The sequence below is a fragment of the Streptomyces kryoterrae genome (assembly GCF_054072135.1).
The window spans coordinates 5,168,974-5,186,310 of record NZ_CM133358.1 but is presented as its reverse complement, the minus strand read 5'-3'; the positions used below and the strand labels follow the sequence as shown (position 1 = coordinate 5,186,310).

The window sequence follows — 17,337 nt, the reverse complement described above, 5'->3', positions numbered from 1 at the left end:
GCCGCGCACCCTCCGGTCCCGCCCGTTCCCTTCTTCTAGAACCTGTTCTATCTTGACGCCCCGTCAGGTCACCCGCCCCCGGGCCGAGAGGACAGCACCATGGACTTCAGGTTCAGTGAGGAGCAGCAGGCGGCGGTCGAGGCGGCCCGGGCGGTGTTCGGCGGGGTCGCGCCGGACGGAGTGCCCAGTCCGTCGCTCGTCCCGGGTGCCGTCGCGGACGACTTCGACCAGGCCCTGTGGGAGAGGCTCGCCGGCGCCGATCTGCTGAGCCTGCTGCTCGACGAGGAGTTCGGCGGGGCCGGCCTCGACGCCATCGCCCTCTGCCTCGTACTGCGCGAGTCCGCGAAGGTACTGGCCAGGGTGCCCCTGCTGGAGAGCTGCGCGGCAGCGGCGGCCGTACAGGCGTACGGGGGCGGGGAGCTGCGGGGCGAGGTCCTGCGCCGGGCCGGGACCGGCGAACCCGTGCTCACCGTCGCCGCGCACGGCCGCACCGGCCACGACCCCGCCGAACTCGCCGTGAGCGCGAGCCGGGACGGCGACGGCTGGGTCCTCGACGGAGTCCAGACCGCGATCCCCTGGGCGCACAACGCCGACTTCGTCCTCGTACCCGCGCGCACGAGCGCCGACCGGACCGTCCTCGCCCTTGTCCCCCTCGCCGGCGAAGGCGCCCCGCTCGACGGCGTCGCACTCGCCGAGCAGATATCCACCGCCGGTGAGCGGCTCGGCGAACTGCGCCTGGAATCCGTGCGGTTGCCGGACCGGTATGTCCTCGACGCCGATGGCGCCTGGCCGTGGCTGCGCGATCTGCTGACCGTCGGGACCTGCGCGCTGGCCCTCGGACTGGGCACGGCGGTGCTGGGCATGACCAGCGACTACACCGGCAAGCGGGAGCAGTTCGGGTATCCGCTGGCCACCTTCCAGGCCGTCGCCGTGCAGGCCGCCGACCGGTACATCGACCTGCGCGCGATGGAGGTCACGCTGTGGCAGGCGGCATGGCGGATCAGCACGGGGGCAGGAGGGGCACTGCCCGCCTCCGGGGATGTCGCCGTCGCCAAGATCTGGGCCTCGGAGGGGGTACGAAGGGTCGTGCAGACCGCGCAGCACCTGCACGGCGGTTTCGGCGCCGACACCGACTACCCGCTGCACCGGTACCACGCCTGGGCCAAGTACCTGGAGCTGTCCCTCGGCCCGGCGGCGGCCCACGAGGAGGCGCTGGGCGACCTGCTCGCGGCACACCAGCTGGGCTGAAGCCGGCCGTGGGCCCTCAGGTACCCGGTGTCAGGCGACGAAGCCCGGCGCACCCTCGTCGGTGACGACCGGGCGGCCCGCCGCCTCCCACCCCTGCATGCCGCCGGCGACGTTCACCGCGTCGATGCCCTGCTGGACCAGGTAGTTCGTCACCTGGGCCGAGCGGGCGCCCGAGCGGCAGATCACGTTGACCCGGCCGTCCTGCGGTGCCGCCTCGGTCAACTCGCCGTAGCGGGCGACGAATTCGCTCATGGGTATGTGCGACGCTCCCGCGGCGTGACCCGCCTGCCACTCCTCGTCCTCACGGACGTCCAGCAGGAAGTCGCCGTCCTTGAGGTCCGCGACCTCGACCGTGGGCACACCAGATCCGAAACTCATGCCCCGACGATACCCAGGTCACCCCCCGAGCAACGCCGCGAGTTCCGCCTCACGCTGCGCGACCTGGGCCAGGAGCTGCTCGGCGATCTCCTCCAGGAGACGGTCCGGGTCGTCCGGAGCGAGCTTCAGCATCGCCCCGATCGCACCCTCCTCCAACTCACTGGCGACCAGCGTGAGCAGCTCCTTGCGCTGGGACAGCCATTCGAGCCGGGCGTAGAGCTCCTCGCTGTGGCTCGGCTTCCACTCGGCGGGCACCGGACCGGCCGCCCACTCCTCGGCCAGCTCCCGCAGCAGCGGCTCGTCGCCCCGCCCGTAGGCACTGTTGACCCGCGAGATGAACTCGTCGCGCCGCGCCCGCTCCTCCTCGTCCTGCGCCAGGTCCGGGTGGGCCTTGCGGACCAGTTCGCGGTAGAGCTTGCGGGCCTCGTCGCTCGGACGGACCCGCTGCGGAGGCCGTACCGGCTGCTCGGTGAGCATCGCCGCCGCCTCCGGGAACAGCCCCTCCGAGTCCATCCAGCCGTGGAACAGCTCCTCGACACCGGGCATCGGCATGACCTGCGCCCGAGCCTCCCGCGCCGCGCGTACGTCTTCGGGGTCGCCGGAGCGCGCGGCCTTCGCCTCGGCGATCTCGGCGTCCAGTTCGTCGAGGCGGGCGTACATCGGGCCGAGTTTCTGGTGGTGCAGCCGGGAGAAGTTCTCGACCTCGATACGGAAGGTCTCGACCGCGATCTCGTACTCGATGAGCGCCTGCTCGGCGACCCGCACGGCCCGCTCCAGCCGCTCCTCGGGCCGAGGCGCGTCAAGAGGCTCCCGCGGCCCTTCGGCTTCGGGCACGGACGAGGACTGCTCAGCTTCCGGGGTCGTCACCCGCCCAGCCTAGGCCACGGCTCACGCGCCCACCGAGGGTCACCGGACAGACCCCCGAAGTGACCCCGGAGCCGTCACACGCCCATCTCCGCGGCGATCCGCCCCGCCCGCACCGCCGCCACCAGATCCGCGTGGTCCGACTCCGTGCGGTCGGCGTAGGCCGTGGCGAACGCCGCCACCGCCTCGTCCAGCTCGTCGCTCTTCCCGCAGTAGGCGGCGATCAGCCGGGGGTCGGCACTGTGGGCGTGGGCGCGGGCCAGGAGGGCGCCCGTCATCCGGCCGTAGTCGTCGATCTGGTCGGCGGACAGGGCGGCCGGGTCGACGCTGCCCTTGCGGTTGCGGAACTGCCGTACCTGGAACGGCAGTCCGTCGACCGTGGTCCAGCCGAGGAGGCTGTCGCTGACGACCTGCATGCGCTTCTGCCCGAGCACCACCCGGCGCCCCTCGTGCACCGAGCCCGCCGCCTCCACCGGATCGAAACCGGCGGTGGCCAGATGCGGGACCAGCGCCGAGGGACGGGCCTCCTTCACCTGGAGGACGAGGGACTCCCCCTTGTGGTCGAGGAGCAGCACGACGTACGACCGCGTGCCCACACTCCCCGTGCCGACGATGCGGAACGCCACGTCGTGCACCGAGTGGCGGGCCAGCAGCGGAAGGCGGTCCTCCGAGAGCGTGCCCACGTACTCGTCCAGGGACGCCGCCACCACCGCGGCCTCCTCGTCCGGCACCCCCCGCAGCACCGGCGGCGCGTCCACGAAACGCCGCCCGCCATCCTCGGTGACCTCGGTCGACCTGGCCGCGAAGCGCCCGCTGGTGTTGCCCCGCGCCTTCTCGGAGACCCGCTGCAGCGTGCCGGCCAGGTCCTGTGCGTCCGCGTGGGAGACGAGCTCCTCGTCCGCGATGGCGTTCCACGCGTCCAGCACCGACAGCTTCGCGAGCAGCCGCATCGTACGGCGGTACGCGCCGACCGCGCCGTGCGCCGCCTTGCGGCAGACGTCCTCGTCCCCGCCCACCTCCCGGCCCGCGAGCACCAGCGAGGCCGCGAGCCGCTTGAGGTCCCACTCCCAGGGACCCTGGACCGTCTCGTCGAAGTCGTTCAGATCCATGACCAGGCCGCCGCGCGCGTCCCCGTACAGCCCGAAGTTGCCCGCGTGGGCGTCGCCGCAGATCTGGGCGCCGATCCTGGTCATCGGGGTACGCGCCAGGTCGTACGCCATCAGGCCCGCCGAACCGCGCAGGAAGGCGAACGGGGTGGCCGCCATCCTGCCCACCCTTATCGGGGTCAGCTCGGGGATACGACCACTGTTGGACTCCCTGACCGCCGTCTCCGCGTCCGGACGGGAGCAGTCCGTGCCGGTGTCCAGGGAGGCATGCGCGCTGCGCGGAACCTGCCGCCGCAGCGCCTTCCCCTCCTCCTTGGGCGAACCCTCCGCCGGCCACTGGGCGAACCCGCGCACCTGGGGAAGCTTGCGCGCCAAACTCCGCGCCACCGTGGCCCCCGCCGACCCCGTACCGACCTCGGTCATCGCGACCGCCTCCCCCGCTCCACTCACCGCCGCCAACATCAACTGGCGAAGACCGTACAGCCACACACCGCATCAGGTCAGACCCTGTGGACAAGTCGGGCAACCAGCGGGACATACTCCACAGTGAGAGAGACCTCACATCTGCACGACACAGGAGACCCGACGCAGGAGGACAACGCGAAACGGCCCTCATCGTGATCCCGATGAGGGCCGTTCACCTGTGCGCGAGGGGGGAGTTGAACCCCCACGCCCTTGCGGGCACTGGAACCTGAATCCAGCGCGTCTGCCATTCCGCCACTCGCGCATTCGCTGTGTCCTTGGGCCCTGCTCCCTGCGGGGCTGGGGCCTTCCGACATCGAGAAGATTAGCACGCTGGAGGTGGTGGGTTCACATCCCTTTCCCTCCGCCCCCGGCCCGCCCGACCGGCCCCGACCGGCCCCGACCGAGCCGCACCGGCTACGACTTCGTATCAACACGAGCCGGTTCACGTATCAACCTCGTACCGGTCCAGCCCATCTCCCAAGGAGGCGGGCAAGGTGCACAGTCAGGTGCGGGACACTGGTTCGGCGCCGCCTCTACGATCTGGGTACGGCTCGGGGAGTTCGAAGAGGAGCTCCACAGGGAACTCCGTCAGGCGTCGACACCCGTCGACCGGCCCGACAGGGGGAACCAGCCGATTTCCCGGCGCGTGGATACGATCAGTAAGCAGTACCAGGCACGGCACGCGTCACACGCATGGCACGCAAGGCTTTGGACAGAGCAGCAACAAGGAGGAGGTGCCCCATGGGAGTCCTGAAGAAGTTCGAGCAGCGTCTCGAAGGTCTGGTCAACGGCACCTTCGCCAAAGTGTTCAAGTCCGAGGTCCAGCCCGTGGAGATCGCGGGAGCGCTGCAGCGCGAGTGCGACAACAACGCGACCATCTGGAACCGCGACCGGACCGTCGTACCCAACGACTTCATCGTCGAGCTGAGCACACCGGACTTCGACCGCCTCAGCCCCTACTCCGGACAGCTCGGCGACGAGCTCGCCGGGATGGTGCGGGACTACGCCAAGCAGCAGCGGTACACCTTCATGGGCAACGTCAAGGTGCACCTGGAGAAGGCCGACGACCTGGACACCGGTCTGTACCGCGTGCGCAGCCGTACGCTCGCCTCCTCCACCGACCAGCAGGCCCCCGGCGGTCCCGGTCCTGGCGCAGCCGCGCCCGCGGCTGCGCCGAGAGGCCGGCCCGGCGCGGGCGGTTACGGCTATCCGCCCGCCGCCGGAGCGCCCCCCATGCCACCCGCACCGCCGCCCGGCGGACGCCCCGGCGCCGCCCCGGCAGGCCCACCCATGGGGCAGCGCCCCATCGCGGGCGCCGGCCGGATGCGGTGCTGGGTCGAGATCAACGGCGCCCGCCACCAGATCACCGGCCCGACGCTCGTTCTGGGCCGCAGCACCGAGGCCGACGTGCGGATCGACGACCCCGGCGTCTCGCGCCGGCACTGTGAGATCCGGCCCGGAACACCCCCGACGATCCAGGATCTCGGGTCCACCAACGGCATCGTGGTGGACGGGACGCACACCACCCGCGCTACGCTCCGCGACGGCTCTCGAATCGTCGTGGGCAGCACCACCATCATTTACCGGCAAGCCGAAGGGTGAAGCGGGGGCAATGTCAGAGCTGACCCTCACGGTCATGCGGCTGGGTTTCCTGGCCGTACTGTGGCTGTTCGTGATCGTGGCCGTGCAGGTCATCCGCAGCGACCTCTTCGGTACGCGTGTCACCCAGCGGGGGTCGAGGCGTGACAGCGGCCGCCAGCAGCAGGCGGCCGCCCGACAGGCCGCCGCGCCACCGCCGCAACGCCAGCAGCAGCCGTCCGGCGGCAGGCAGCGCCGGGGCGCACCCAGCAAACTCGTCGTCTCCGAGGGCACCCTGACGGGCACCACCGTCGCCCTCCAGGGGCAGACGGTCACGCTCGGCCGGGCGCACGACTCGACCATCGTGCTGGACGACGACTACGCCTCCAGCAGGCATGCCAGGATCTACCCGGACCGCGACGGCCAGTGGATCGTCGAGGACCTCGGGTCCACCAACGGCACCTATCTCGACCGGACCCGGCTGACGACTCCCACACCGATTCCGCTGGGCGCGCCGATCCGCATCGGCAAGACCGTCATCGAGCTGCGGAAGTAGTGCTGCATCATGAATAGGCGCGAGCGGAGCGAGCACGCAGCGGCGGTCCATGTGAAGGCCACCGGCGCGCTCACGACCGGAGGGTGGGCACCGTGCGGATGTACCCGGAGCCGACGGGTGAGGTGCGCATGAGTCTGTCGCTGCGCTTCGCCGCCGGATCGCACAAAGGCATGATCCGCGAGGGCAACGAGGACTCCGGCTACGCCGGTCCCCGCCTCCTCGCGATCGCCGACGGCATGGGCGGCCAGGCCGCCGGCGAGGTCGCCTCCTCCGAGGTGATCTCCACCATCGTCGCCCTCGACGACGACGTCCCCGGCTCCGACATCCTCACCTCGCTCGGCACCGCCGTACAGCGTGCCAACGACCAGCTCCGGATGATGGTCGAGGAGGACCCCCAGCTGGAGGGCATGGGCACCACGCTCACCGCCCTCCTGTGGACGGGCCAGCGCCTCGGCCTCGTACACGTGGGCGACTCGCGTGCGTACCTCCTCCGGGACGGCGTCCTCACCCAGATCACCCAGGACCACACCTGGGTGCAGCGCCTCGTCGACGAGGGACGCATCACCGAGGAGGAGGCCACCACCCACCCGCAGCGCTCGCTCCTCATGCGCGCGCTGGGCAGCGGCGACCACGTCGAGCCCGACCTCTCCATCCGTGAGGTCCGGGCCGGCGACCGGTACCTGATCTGCTCCGACGGGCTGAGCGGCGTCGTGTCCCACCAGACCATGGAGGACACCCTCGCCAGCTACCAGGGCCCCCAGGAGACCGTGCAGCAGCTCATCGAGCTCGCGCTGCGCGGCGGCGGCCCCGACAACATCACCGTGATCGTCGCCGACGTCCTCGACCTCGACACCGGGGACACCCTCGCCGGCCAGCTGTCCGACGTACCCGTCGTGGTCGGCGCGGTCGCCGAGAACCAGCACAACCAGCACAACCCGCACGACGGCGGCGCCATGCAGACACCCGCCGGACGCGCCTCCGGGCTCGGCCGGCAGCGGCCCACGCACGGCGGGGGCGGCGAGTTCGGCCCGCCCGGATCCGGCGACACCACCGGCTACATCCAGACCGGCGGCTTCGGCGGCTACACCGACGAGGACTTCGTCAAACCCAGCGCCGGCCGCAAGTGGTTCAAGAGAACCTTCTACATCACGCTCGCCCTCGCCGTCATCGGCGGAGGCCTGTACGGCGGCTACCGCTGGACACAGACCCAGTACTACGTCGGCGCCAGCGACGAGCACGTCGCGCTGTACCGGGGGATCAGCCAGGACCTCGCCTGGGTGTCGCTCTCGAAGGTCGAGAAGGACCACCCCGAGATCGAACTCAAGTACCTGCCCTCGTACCAGCAGAAGCAGGTCGAGGCCACCATCGCGGAGGGCGGCCTCAAGGACGCCCAGTCGAAGATCTCCGAACTGGCCACCCAGGCCTCCGCGTGCAAGAAGCAGGAAGCACGGCGCGCGGCCGACAACGCGAACAACGCCAAGACCGGCGAGGGCGAGGCCGGCGGCACCACGGGAACCACCCACACCGCCGCCGCGTCCAAGGCATCGCCGAGCCCGACGCCGTCCACAACGGCGTCCCCGTCCACAACCGCACCCACTCCCACACCCGGCCCCAGCCTCTCCGAGGATGAGCAGAAGCTGGTCTCGCTGTGCGGTAAGCAGTAGGCAAGCCGTGAGGGGCCACTTCATACGATGAGCAGTACAACCAACACCTCGCAGCACCACACGTCCACGATCGGCGCGATCGGCACCCCGAGCCGGCGCAACACCGAACTGGCACTCCTGGTGTTCGCCGTCGTCATCCCGGTCTTCGCCTACGTCAACGTGGGCCTGGCCATCAACGACAAGATCCCCGCCGGCCTGCTCAGCTACGGCCTCGGCCTCGGCCTGATCGCCGGCGTCGGCCACCTCGCCGTACGCAAGTTCGCCCCGTACGCCGACCCACTGCTGCTGCCCCTGGCCACGCTGCTCAACGGCATCGGCCTGGTCGTCATCTGGCGGCTCGACCAGTCGAAGCGGCTCCAGCGGCTCAACATCTACGTCGAGGCTGCACCGCGCCAACTCCTGTACTCCGCACTGGGCGTGGCCCTGTTCGTCGCCGTGCTGGTCTTCCTCAAGGACCACCGCATCCTGCAGCGCTACACCTACATCTCCATGGCCGGCGCGCTCGTCCTGCTGGTCCTGCCGCTCGTCCCGGGCCTCGGCGTCAACATCTTCGGCGCCAAGATCTGGATCAAGATCCCCGGCCTGGGCACCGTCCAGCCCGGCGAGTTCGCGAAGATCGCCCTCGCGATCTTCTTCGCCGGCTACCTGATGGTGAAGCGCGACGCGCTCGCCCTCGCCAGCCGCCGCTTCCTGGGCCTGTACCTGCCCCGCGGCCGCGACCTCGGACCGATCATCGTCGTCTGGATCATCTCGATCCTGATCCTGGTCTTCGAGACCGACCTCGGTACGTCGCTGCTGTTCTTCGGAATGTTCATCATCATGCTGTACGTCGCCACCGAGCGGACCAGCTGGATCGTCTTCGGTCTGCTGATGTCGGCGGCCGGCGCGGTCGGCGTCGCCGGCTTCGAGTCGCACGTCCAGCAGCGCGTCCAGGCCTGGCTCGACCCGATGAACGAGTACCTCCTCAGCCAGAAGGGCATCGGGGGCCACACCGAGCAGTCCATGCAGGCCCTGTGGGCCTTCGGCTCCGGCGGCACCCTCGGCACCGGCCTCGGCCAGGGCAACTCCGACCTCATCGGCTTCGCCGCCAACTCCGACTTCATCCTCGCCACCTTCGGCGAGGAACTCGGCCTGGCCGGCGTCATGGCGATCCTGATCATCTACGGCCTGATCGTGGAACGCGGCGTCCGCACCGCCCTCGCCGCCCGCGACCCCTTCGGCAAGCTCCTCGCCATCGGCCTCTCCGGCGCCTTCGCCCTCCAGGTCTTCGTCGTCGCCGGCGGCGTCATGGGCCTGATCCCGCTCACCGGTATGACGATGCCCTTCCTGGCGTACGGCGGTTCCTCCGTCATCGCCAACTGGGCCCTCATCGGCATCCTGCTCCGAATCAGCGACACCGCACGCCGTCCGGCGCCCGCCCCGGCCCCGAACCCCGACGCCGAGATGACCCAGGTGGTCCGACCGTGAACAAGCCCCTGCGCCGGATCGCGCTCTTCTGCGGGCTCCTCGTGCTCGCCCTGCTCCTCCGCGACAACTGGATCCAGTACGTCCGGGCGGACGACCTCAAGAACGACACCCTCAACCGCCGCGTCGCCATCGAGCGCTACGCCACGCCACGCGGCAACATCATCGTCGACGGCAAGTCGATCACCGGTTCCACCACGTCCGACAGCAGCGACTACGAGTACAAACGCAGCTACAAGGACGGGCCCATGTGGGCCCCCGTCACGGGCTACGCCTCGCAGGCGTTCGGCGCGACGCAGCTGGAGTCCATCGACGACGGCATCCTCACCGGCAACGACGACCGGCTCTTCTTCCGCAACACCCTCGACATGATCACGGGCAAGAAGAAGCAGGGCGGCAACGTCATCACCACCCTCAACGCCGCCGCCCAGAAGGCCGCGTACGACGGCCTCAAGGGCCGCGGCAAGGGCGCGGTGGCCGCGATCGACCCGTCCACCGGCGCGATCCTGGCCCTGGCCTCCTTCCCCTCGTACGACCCCTCGGTCTTCGCCGGGAACTCGAACAAGGACTCGGAGGCCTGGACAAAGCTTCAGAAGAAGGCCGACCCCAACGAGCCCATGCTCAACCGGGCCCTGCGCGACATCTACCCGCCCGGCTCCACCTTCAAGGTCGTGACGGCGGCGGCGGCTCTCGAGAACGGCCTCTACACGGACGCCGACGAAAAGACCGACTCGCCGCTCCCCTACACGCTGCCGGACACCACGACCGAGCTGAAGAACGAGGGGACCATCCCCTGCAAGAACGCGACCATGCGCGTCGCCCTCCAGTTCTCCTGCAACACCGTCTTCGGCAAGATCGGCGTCGACGTCGGCAAGGACAAGATGCTGGAGGAGGCCAAGAAGTTCGGCTTCAACTCCGAGCAGTTCGTCCCGGTCCGCTCCGCCGCCTCCAACTTCCCCGAGAAGATGGACAGGCCGCAGACCGCGCTCAGCTCGATCGGCCAGTTCGAGACGGCGACAACCCCGCTGCAGATGGCCATGGTCGCCTCCGCGGTCGCCAACGACGGCAAGCTGATGAAGCCGTACATGGTCGACAAGCTCCAGGCCCCCAACCTCGACGTGCTCCAGCAGACCGAGCCCGAGGAGATGAGCCAGCCGCTGACCTCCAAGAACGCCCAGACCCTCCAGTCGATGATGGAGACGGTCGTCAAGGACGGCACCGGCAAGAACGCCCAGATCAGCGGCGTGACCGTCGGCGGCAAGACCGGTACCGCCCAGCACGGCGTCGACAACAGCGAGAAGCCGTACGCCTGGTTCATCTCCTACGCCAAGCTCGCCGACGGCACCTCACCGGTCGCCGTGGCCGTCGTCGTCCAGGACGAGGGCGCCATCCGCGACAACATCTCGGGCGGCGGTCTGGCCGCGCCCATCGCCAAGAGCGTGATGGAGGCGGTCATCAACAGCAAGCAGTGACCCCCGTCACGTCCCCTTCACATCGGTGCACGTTGCGATACCGGTCCGGTATCGGCTGACGGGCTTGGCCAGGTCACACAAATGAACCCGGGTACCGTAGGCCCGGACGGCACACCGCCGGACCACACACAGGTGCGGTCGGGACCGACGGAGAGGGCTGGTAGGAAGCATGGAAGAGCCGCGTCGCCTCGGCGGCCGGTACGAGCTGGGTCACGTGCTCGGCCGTGGTGGCATGGCAGAGGTATACCTCGCACATGACACCCGCCTGGGCCGCACCGTGGCAGTGAAGACCTTGCGCGCCGACCTCGCGCGCGACCCTTCCTTCCAGGCCCGGTTCCGCCGGGAGGCCCAGTCGGCCGCCTCGCTCAACCATCCCGCGATCGTCGCCGTGTACGACACCGGCGAGGACTACATCGACGGGACGTCCATCCCGTACATCGTCATGGAGTACGTGGACGGCTCCACCCTCCGCGAGCTCCTCCACTCGGGCCGCAAGCTGCTGCCCGAGCGGACGCTGGAGATGACCATCGGGATCCTCCAGGCGTTGGAGTACTCCCACAGAAGCGGCATCGTCCACCGCGACATCAAGCCGGCCAACGTGATGCTCACGCGCAACGGCCAGGTCAAGGTCATGGACTTCGGCATCGCCCGTGCGATGGGCGACTCCGGCATGACGATGACGCAGACGTCAGCGGTCATAGGAACAGCCCAGTACCTGTCGCCGGAACAGGCGAAGGGCGAACAGGTGGACGCGAGGTCCGACCTGTACTCGTCCGGCTGCCTGCTCTACGAACTCCTGACGGTCCGCCCGCCGTTCATCGGGGACTCCCCGGTCGCGGTCGCGTACCAGCACGTACGGGAGGAACCGCAGCCCCCGTCGGTGTTCGACCCCGAGATCACGCCCGAGATGGACGCCATCGTCCTCAAGGCCCTGGTCAAGGACCCGGACTACCGCTACCAGTCCGCCGACGAGATGCGCATCGACATCGAGGCCTGCCTCGACGGCCAGCCCGTCGCCGCCGCGCACGCCATGAGCTCGGCCGGCTACGGCGGCTACGGCTACCCCGACGACCAGGCCACCACCGCCCTGCGCTCCGACGCCGGCGCGACCACCATGCTCCCCCCGATGAGCCCGGACGACGGCGGCTTCGGCTACGACGACCGCTCCCGACGCCGCCAGCCGAAGAAGTCGAACACCTCGACGATCCTGCTGGCTGTGGCGGGCGTCCTGGTGCTGGTGGGCGCGATCCTGATCGGCAAGTGGGTGTTCGACGGGCAGGCTGTGAACGACAGCGCCTTCAAGAACCCCAACTTCGTCAGCCAGTCCAAGAAGGATGCGCAGCAGGCAGCCGTGAACGTCGAGCTGACACTGACGTTCACCGAGAAGCCCTGCGAGAACGAGCCCAAGGGCAATATCTGCGAACAGGACCCGAAGGCCGGGGTCGACGTCAAGAAGGGCGACACGATCGCGCTGGTGGTGTCCACCGGGGCGCCGAAGGTGGTCGTACCGAGCGTGCTCGGGGACGATGTCGACGACGCCACAAAGGAACTCGAGGGCGACAAGTACCAACTCAACGTCAAGACGGTGACCAAGGAGTCCCCCGAGGACCCGGGGAAGGTCCTGGAACAGTCTCTGGACGTCGGCGACGAGGTGGAGAAGGGCACGACGATCACCCTCACCGTCGCCAAGGAGGAAAAGAAGTCGACGGTCCCGGACGTCACCGGCCAGGACTGTGACACCGCCAAGCAGCAGATGCAGGACAACGACCTCGTCGGCGAGTGCACGGAGATCGCGACCGAGGACGACAACCAGGACGGCAAGGTCATCGCGACCTCACCGTCGGCCAACACGCAGGCCGACCCGGGCTCCAAGGTGACCATCCAGATCGGCAAGAAGGCCGAGGAGCAGAAGACCAAGGTCCCGAACGTCGTCGGACAGACCGTGGGACAGGCCAAGCAGACCCTCCAGGCGGCCGGCTTCACCCAGATCCAGTTCACCCAGGGCAGCGACCAGAGCGACAACGCTCTCGTCACCGGCCAGGACCCGCAGCGGGACACCGAGGTCGAAGACCCGGGCAGCACCCAGATCACGCTCCAGAGCTTCGGCTTCGGAAACGGCAACAATGGCGGCAACGGCAACAACGGTGGCAACGGCGGCTGACCCCGCCTGTCACCTGAATGAGCCCCGGCACCCGCGAAAGGCGCCGGGGCTCATTCATATCCATGTGCGAAATCCGACCAGAACTTCGTATGCCTGAACTCGTTGGGCGGGTGAGGAAAACCCGACGAGTTGAGGAGAAACGGAACGTGATCAACGAAACGGCCCTGCTGGAGTCGAAGGCACTTCGCGACAGTGCGATGGAACGCACAGACGTACTCGACAGGGTGAAGGCACTGTCGCTGCTGCCGGACGGGTTGCATGTGACGACGGCGATGGTGGCGACCTACTTCGAGGTCGCCGAGACGGTCGTCAACAACCTACTGAATCGTCACCGGCAAGAACTCCAGTCCAACGGGCTGCACGTTCTCAGGGGTGCTGACCTGCGGAAATATCAGGAACTCAACGTGAGTTCCTCTTCCGGCAGTTATCCACAGCGACGCTCGAGCCTGGCCCTCTGGTCCCGCCGCGCAGTCCTCAACGTCGCCATGCTCCTCCGCGACAGTGCTGTGGCCCGCCAAGTCCGCACGTACCTCCTCGACATGGAGTACCTGGCACGTACGCAGCTTGTGGAGACCCCTGCCCGCAAAGACGCTCTCTCCCTCGACGACCACATCGACCAACGCATCACCCACATCCTCGGCAAGACCGTCGTCCCGATGTTCAACGCCCTGATCGAAACCTCGGGCGAGCACCGCAAGGAGCTGATCGCCCTGCGGACTGGAGTCCAGCGAGTCGAGCAGCGGCTCCGGCAGCACCACGCACGGCTACAGAGGCTCGAAAGCCCGCTCGAAGGCCGTCCCCTCCCCGGAGTCATGGCCTCCATGGACGCCATGAACGGCCGCACGTTCGAGCGCCACATCGCCAAGCTGCTGCGCCGCGACGGCTGTACGAACGTCGTCGTCCAAGGCGGTCACGGAGACCGGGGCGTCGACATCATCGCGCTCACAGCCGACGGACGACGCCTCGTCGTCCAGTGCAAGAGGTTCGCGCCGTACCTGTCCATCACCAGCCCCGAGCTCCAGAAGTTCGTCGGGGCGGCCAAGGTGCTGTACGCCGCGGAAGTGGCGCTCTACGTGGCGACCTGCCCCTTCACGCCTGAGGCCCTGAGCATCGCCGCAGACGGCGGCATCACCGCCGTACACCGTGGGCTGCTGGAGGAGTGGAGCGCCGGAGCGCCGCTGGAGATCCTGGAGTAACCACGTCGTAGCTTGGAAAAGGCCCGAAGCCGCAAGAGAAAGTTGCGGCTTCGGGCCTCCGCCATGCTAAACGACTGCCCTCCTTTCAAGGAGGGCAGTCACCTCACCGCAACTCCGCAGGAACCGTCCGCTTCGAGTCCACCTTCTCCACCCGCACCAGCTCCCCCCACACGATGTACCGGTACTCCGACGTGAACACCGGCGTGCAGGTCGTCAGGGTGATGTAGCGGCCGGGTTTCCGCTTTCCCGATTCCTTCGGGATCGCCGACAGGACCTGGACGTTGTACTTCGACGTCTCCGGGAGAGTGTCGTAGACCTTGTAGACGTACCAGTCGTTCTTCGTCTCGAAGACGATCGGGTCGCCCTTCCTCAGCTTGTCGATGTTGTGGAACTTGGCTCCGTGGCCGTCCCGGTGGGCCGCCAGCGTGAAGTTGCCCTGCTTCGACTGCGGGAGCGCCGACTTGATCGGGTCCACGTAGTAGCCGGCCACGCCGTCGTTCAGGACCTTCGACGACGTGCCCTTCTTGACCAGGACCTCGCCGTTCCTCATGGCCGGGACGTGCAGGAAGCCGATGCCGTCCTTGGTGTCCAGGGCGCCGGGGCCCGAGTTCGCGTCGGCCCAGTGATCGCGTACCTCGTCACCCTGTTTGTCCGCCTCGCGGTCCGCGACGACGTTCGTCCACCAGAGCGAGTACGCGACGAACAGGCCGAGCACCAGGCCCGCCGTGATGAGGAGTTCACCGAAAAGGCTCACCGCGGTGGCCAGTTTGCCGACCGGCCTCCGCGCGCGGGCCTGCGACGGGGAAACCGGGGCGTCGGCGGTCTGCTCGTCGTGGTCCGTCGTCGCTGCCACTCTTCATCTGCCCTCACTGCTACTGCACGGGCCCGCCGCCGTCACCACCACTGCAACAACTACTGCAGCAACGCATCCGGCTTGCCCTTGCTGCGCGGCCGTTCCTCGACCATCTTGCCCCACACGATCATCCGGTACTTGCTCGTGAACTCCGGCGTGCATGTCGTGAGGGTGATGTAGCGGCCGGGCTTGGTGAAACCCGAGCCGGTCGGAATCGGGTTCAGCACGCTCGTGTTGCTCGGCGACGTGACCGGCAGGATCGCTTCCATCTTGTAGACGTAGTACTTGTCCTGCGTCTCCACGACGATCGCGTCGCCCTTCTTCAGCCGGTTGATGTACCGGAACGGCTCACCGTGCGTGTTGCGGTGGCCCGCGAGCCCGAAGTTGCCGGTCGCCGCGGACGGCATCGCCGTGTTGAGGCCGCCCTCCGCGTAGTGCCCGACCATGCCCCGGTCCAGCACCTTCTTCTTGCTGGTGCCCTCCGCGATCGGCACCACCACGTCCAGCTCGGGGATGTCCAGGATGGCGAAGCCCTGCCCGGGCTCGAACACTCCCGGAGCCCGCTTCCCGCTCGCCCAGTCGTCCTGGAGGCTGTGCGTCTCGTTCCCGGCCTGCGCGTGCGCCCGTACGTTCGTCCACCACAGCTGGTAGGTCACGAACAGCAGCATCAGTACGCCGGTGGTGATGAATACCTCACCGATCGCCCGGCTCGCCATCACCGCCATGCCCGGCTTCTGCGCCCGCGCCGCCTGCCGCGCCGCTACCCGCGAGAGGGGCGCTCCTTCCGCCGCCGTCTCGGCGGGCAAGCCCTCCGATGCCTCCTGCAGGCCCCCAGGGCGCCCGTGGCGGGCCCTGGCGGCCTTCCGGCGCGCCGCGCGCCCACCAGCCACAGAAGGGCCCTCAGAGGCGCCTGTGGCCTCTGCGACGGCCGGGGCCGCGGACTTCGGGTTCTCGTCACCTATTCGCGGCGCCTCGGCACGCAGCTCGGCGGGCAGGTCCGCCAGCCGCAGCGCCATCGTCTCCTCGTCTGTGGGCGGGAGGACGACGGTCGGCGGCGCGGGAGGCGTCACCGGAGGGACCGCGGCAGGGGGCGCGGGAGGCGCGTACGGCACCTGCTCCTCGTACACCCCCACCTGCCAGTCCTGCGCGTACCCCCGCGCCTCGTAGCCCGACTCCGGTCCGGGGTCCCGGTGCTCCGCCGCCCCACGCTCGGCCGAGGCGTCGTAGGGCCGCGCATGACTGCTCTTCCGCCGCCGGCCCCGCGCGCGGGCAGCCGACGGAGGCACAGGTGTGGACGGAGGCGGATCGTTCCGCTGCCCCGGCAACGGGTCGCTCAGCGGATCCGCCAGGCCGTCCACCGCCGCCTCGAACGCGCCCGGTGCCTCGTACGGCTGCTGCTGCCCGTACGAGGTTCCCTGGTCGCCGGTGTCTCCGCCGTAGGCGGAACCGGACTCGCGCTCGGGGCGCACGGCGGTCACGCCGAGGCCCTGCCCACCACTGGGGCGAGCCCCGCAGACCTCGCCACAGCGTCCCGGTCACCGCACTCCACCAACCAGTTGGCCAGCATCAGGTGGCCGTGCTCCGTCAGCACCGACTCGGGGTGGAACTGCACCCCCTCGACGGGAAGCTCCCGGTGCCTGAGGCCCATGATGATGCCGTCGTGCGTACGGGCGGTCACTTCGAGCTCGGCCGGGACCGTGTCCGGCTCCGCAGCCAGGGAGTGGTAGCGGGTCGCCGTGAAAGGGCTCGGCAGGCCCGCGAAGACACCCCGTCCCCCGTGTTCCACGAGGGACGTCTTGCCGTGCAGCAACTCGGGGGCACGGTCCACCACACCGCCGTACGCCACCTGCATCGACTGCATGCCCAGGCAGACACCGAACACCGGCACCCCGGTGACCGCGCAGTGGCGGACCATCTCGATGCAGACGCCGGCCTCCTCGGGCGTACCCGGGCCCGGCGACAGCAGCACACCGTCGAAGCCGTCCTGCGCGTGCGCCGTCGACACCTCGTCGTTGCGCAGCACCTCGCACTCGGCGCCCAGCTGGTACAGGTACTGGACCAGGTTGAAGACGAAGCTGTCGTAGTTGTCGACGACGAGAATCCGGGCGCTCACTGGTCGTTCACCGTCACATCGTTGAAGGGGAGGAGCGGTTCGGCCCACGGGAAGACGTACTGGAAGAGCACGTAGACAACCGCCAGCGCCAGTACGAGGGAGAGCAGCGCCCTCACCCACGCGTTCCCTGGCAGATGCCGCCAGATCCAGCCGTACATGCCGTCCCTTCCGTCGCCCACGGCACCCGACTCGCGGCACCGGACTCACGCCGTACCCCAC

Annotated in this window: 15 protein-coding genes and 1 tRNA gene; 8 read left to right on the top strand and 8 right to left on the bottom strand. The window is 69.1% G+C overall.

From position 1 onward, the window contains the following. The first annotated feature begins 99 nt into the window (after positions 1–99). On the top strand, positions 100–1,248 hold the full coding sequence (locus ACW4TU_RS22625; RefSeq protein ID WP_457416260.1) for an acyl-CoA dehydrogenase family protein: 1,149 nt from the start codon (positions 100–102) through the stop codon (positions 1,246–1,248). A 30-nt stretch (positions 1,249–1,278) separates the two neighbouring features. Here the strand turns inward: ACW4TU_RS22625 and ACW4TU_RS22620 are convergent, their stop codons facing one another. The 4 genes from ACW4TU_RS22620 to ACW4TU_RS22605 all read right to left on the bottom strand — a co-directional run bounded on the left by ACW4TU_RS22620 (position 1,279) and on the right by ACW4TU_RS22605 (position 4,323). Then, complete coding sequence (locus tag ACW4TU_RS22620; protein ID WP_457430243.1) at positions 1,279–1,608, bottom strand: rhodanese-like domain-containing protein; 330 nt, start codon at positions 1,606–1,608, stop codon at positions 1,279–1,281. Positions 1,609–1,644: 36 nt separating this feature from the next. Beyond that, positions 1,645–2,493, bottom strand: a complete 849-nt coding sequence (locus tag ACW4TU_RS22615) for a J domain-containing protein (RefSeq protein ID WP_457416257.1) — start codon at positions 2,491–2,493, stop codon at positions 1,645–1,647. A 74-nt stretch (positions 2,494–2,567) separates the two neighbouring features. Further along, complete coding sequence (locus ACW4TU_RS22610) at positions 2,568–4,019, bottom strand: DUF2252 domain-containing protein (RefSeq protein WP_457430241.1); 1,452 nt, start codon at positions 4,017–4,019, stop codon at positions 2,568–2,570. Between the two features lie 221 nt (positions 4,020–4,240). Then, positions 4,241–4,323: transfer RNA gene (locus ACW4TU_RS22605), tRNA-Leu, on the bottom strand. Between the two features lie 479 nt (positions 4,324–4,802). On the opposite strand from ACW4TU_RS22605, the gene ACW4TU_RS22600 reads away from it, so the two are divergent. The 7 genes from ACW4TU_RS22600 to ACW4TU_RS22570 all read left to right on the top strand — a co-directional run bounded on the left by ACW4TU_RS22600 (position 4,803) and on the right by ACW4TU_RS22570 (position 14,152). Continuing rightward, positions 4,803–5,663, top strand: coding sequence for an FhaA domain-containing protein (locus tag ACW4TU_RS22600; protein ID WP_457416254.1), 861 nt, complete (start codon positions 4,803–4,805; stop codon positions 5,661–5,663). A gap of 10 nt (positions 5,664–5,673) precedes the next feature. Then, positions 5,674–6,195 carry an FHA domain-containing protein FhaB/FipA gene (locus tag ACW4TU_RS22595; protein ID WP_457416251.1) on the top strand — a complete coding sequence of 174 codons (522 nt, stop codon included), beginning with the start codon at positions 5,674–5,676 and terminating at the stop codon, positions 6,193–6,195. Between the two features lie 98 nt (positions 6,196–6,293). Then, positions 6,294–7,859 carry a Stp1/IreP family PP2C-type Ser/Thr phosphatase gene (locus ACW4TU_RS22590; protein ID WP_457430239.1) on the top strand — a complete coding sequence of 522 codons (1,566 nt, stop codon included), beginning with the start codon at positions 6,294–6,296 and terminating at the stop codon, positions 7,857–7,859. Positions 7,860–7,886: 27 nt separating this feature from the next. Continuing rightward, positions 7,887–9,326 (top strand): FtsW/RodA/SpoVE family cell cycle protein, encoded by a 1,440-nt coding sequence (locus ACW4TU_RS22585; protein ID WP_457416249.1) that lies wholly within the window; start codon positions 7,887–7,889, stop codon positions 9,324–9,326. Further along, positions 9,323–10,795: a peptidoglycan D,D-transpeptidase FtsI family protein gene (locus tag ACW4TU_RS22580; protein ID WP_457416246.1), complete on the top strand. Its 1,473-nt coding sequence runs from the start codon at positions 9,323–9,325 to the stop codon at positions 10,793–10,795. The genes ACW4TU_RS22585 and ACW4TU_RS22580 overlap by 4 nt, the downstream gene beginning before the upstream one ends. 169 nt (positions 10,796–10,964) lie before the next feature. Then, on the top strand, positions 10,965–12,956 hold the full coding sequence (gene pknB / locus ACW4TU_RS22575; protein ID WP_457416243.1) for a Stk1 family PASTA domain-containing Ser/Thr kinase: 1,992 nt from the start codon (positions 10,965–10,967) through the stop codon (positions 12,954–12,956). Between the two features lie 146 nt (positions 12,957–13,102). Then, complete coding sequence (locus tag ACW4TU_RS22570) at positions 13,103–14,152, top strand: restriction endonuclease (protein ID WP_457416240.1); 1,050 nt, start codon at positions 13,103–13,105, stop codon at positions 14,150–14,152. Between the two features lie 103 nt (positions 14,153–14,255). On the opposite strand, the gene ACW4TU_RS22565 is transcribed toward ACW4TU_RS22570, so the two are convergent. Genes ACW4TU_RS22565 through ACW4TU_RS22550 form a run of 4 tightly spaced genes read right to left on the bottom strand, consistent with a single transcriptional unit; the run spans position 14,256 to position 17,297 of the window. Next, on the bottom strand, positions 14,256–15,005 hold the full coding sequence (locus ACW4TU_RS22565; protein ID WP_457416237.1) for a class E sortase: 750 nt from the start codon (positions 15,003–15,005) through the stop codon (positions 14,256–14,258). 59 nt (positions 15,006–15,064) lie between these two features. Continuing rightward, positions 15,065–16,483, bottom strand: coding sequence for a class E sortase (locus ACW4TU_RS22560; RefSeq protein WP_457416234.1), 1,419 nt, complete (start codon positions 16,481–16,483; stop codon positions 15,065–15,067). Then, a complete protein-coding gene (locus ACW4TU_RS22555) occupies positions 16,480–17,118 on the bottom strand; it encodes an aminodeoxychorismate/anthranilate synthase component II (protein ID WP_457416232.1) in 639 nt (212 codons plus the stop codon). Before ACW4TU_RS22555 ends, ACW4TU_RS22560 begins: the two co-directional genes overlap by 4 nt. Beyond that, positions 17,115–17,297, bottom strand: coding sequence for a hypothetical protein (locus ACW4TU_RS22550; protein ID WP_164315836.1), 183 nt, complete (start codon positions 17,295–17,297; stop codon positions 17,115–17,117). Before ACW4TU_RS22550 ends, ACW4TU_RS22555 begins: the two co-directional genes overlap by 4 nt. Positions 17,298–17,337: the final 40 nt, after the last annotated feature.

Bases quoted from the DNA above. Each gene is read 5' to 3' on its own strand.
- pknB (WP_457416243.1), top strand. From the start codon at position 10,965: ATGGAAGAGCCGCGTCGCCTCGGCGGCCGGTACGAGCTGGGTCACGTG.
- ACW4TU_RS22600 (WP_457416254.1), top strand. From the start codon at position 4,803: ATGGGAGTCCTGAAGAAGTTCGAGCAGCGTCTCGAAGGTCTGGTCAAC.
- ACW4TU_RS22585 (WP_457416249.1), top strand. From the start codon at position 7,887: ATGAGCAGTACAACCAACACCTCGCAGCACCACACGTCCACGATCGGC.
- ACW4TU_RS22595 (WP_457416251.1), top strand. From the start codon at position 5,674: ATGTCAGAGCTGACCCTCACGGTCATGCGGCTGGGTTTCCTGGCCGTA.
- ACW4TU_RS22590 (WP_457430239.1), top strand. From the start codon at position 6,294: ATGTACCCGGAGCCGACGGGTGAGGTGCGCATGAGTCTGTCGCTGCGC.
- ACW4TU_RS22625 (WP_457416260.1), top strand. From the start codon at position 100: ATGGACTTCAGGTTCAGTGAGGAGCAGCAGGCGGCGGTCGAGGCGGCC.
- ACW4TU_RS22610 (WP_457430241.1), bottom strand. From the start codon at position 4,019: ATGACCGAGGTCGGTACGGGGTCGGCGGGGGCCACGGTGGCGCGGAGT.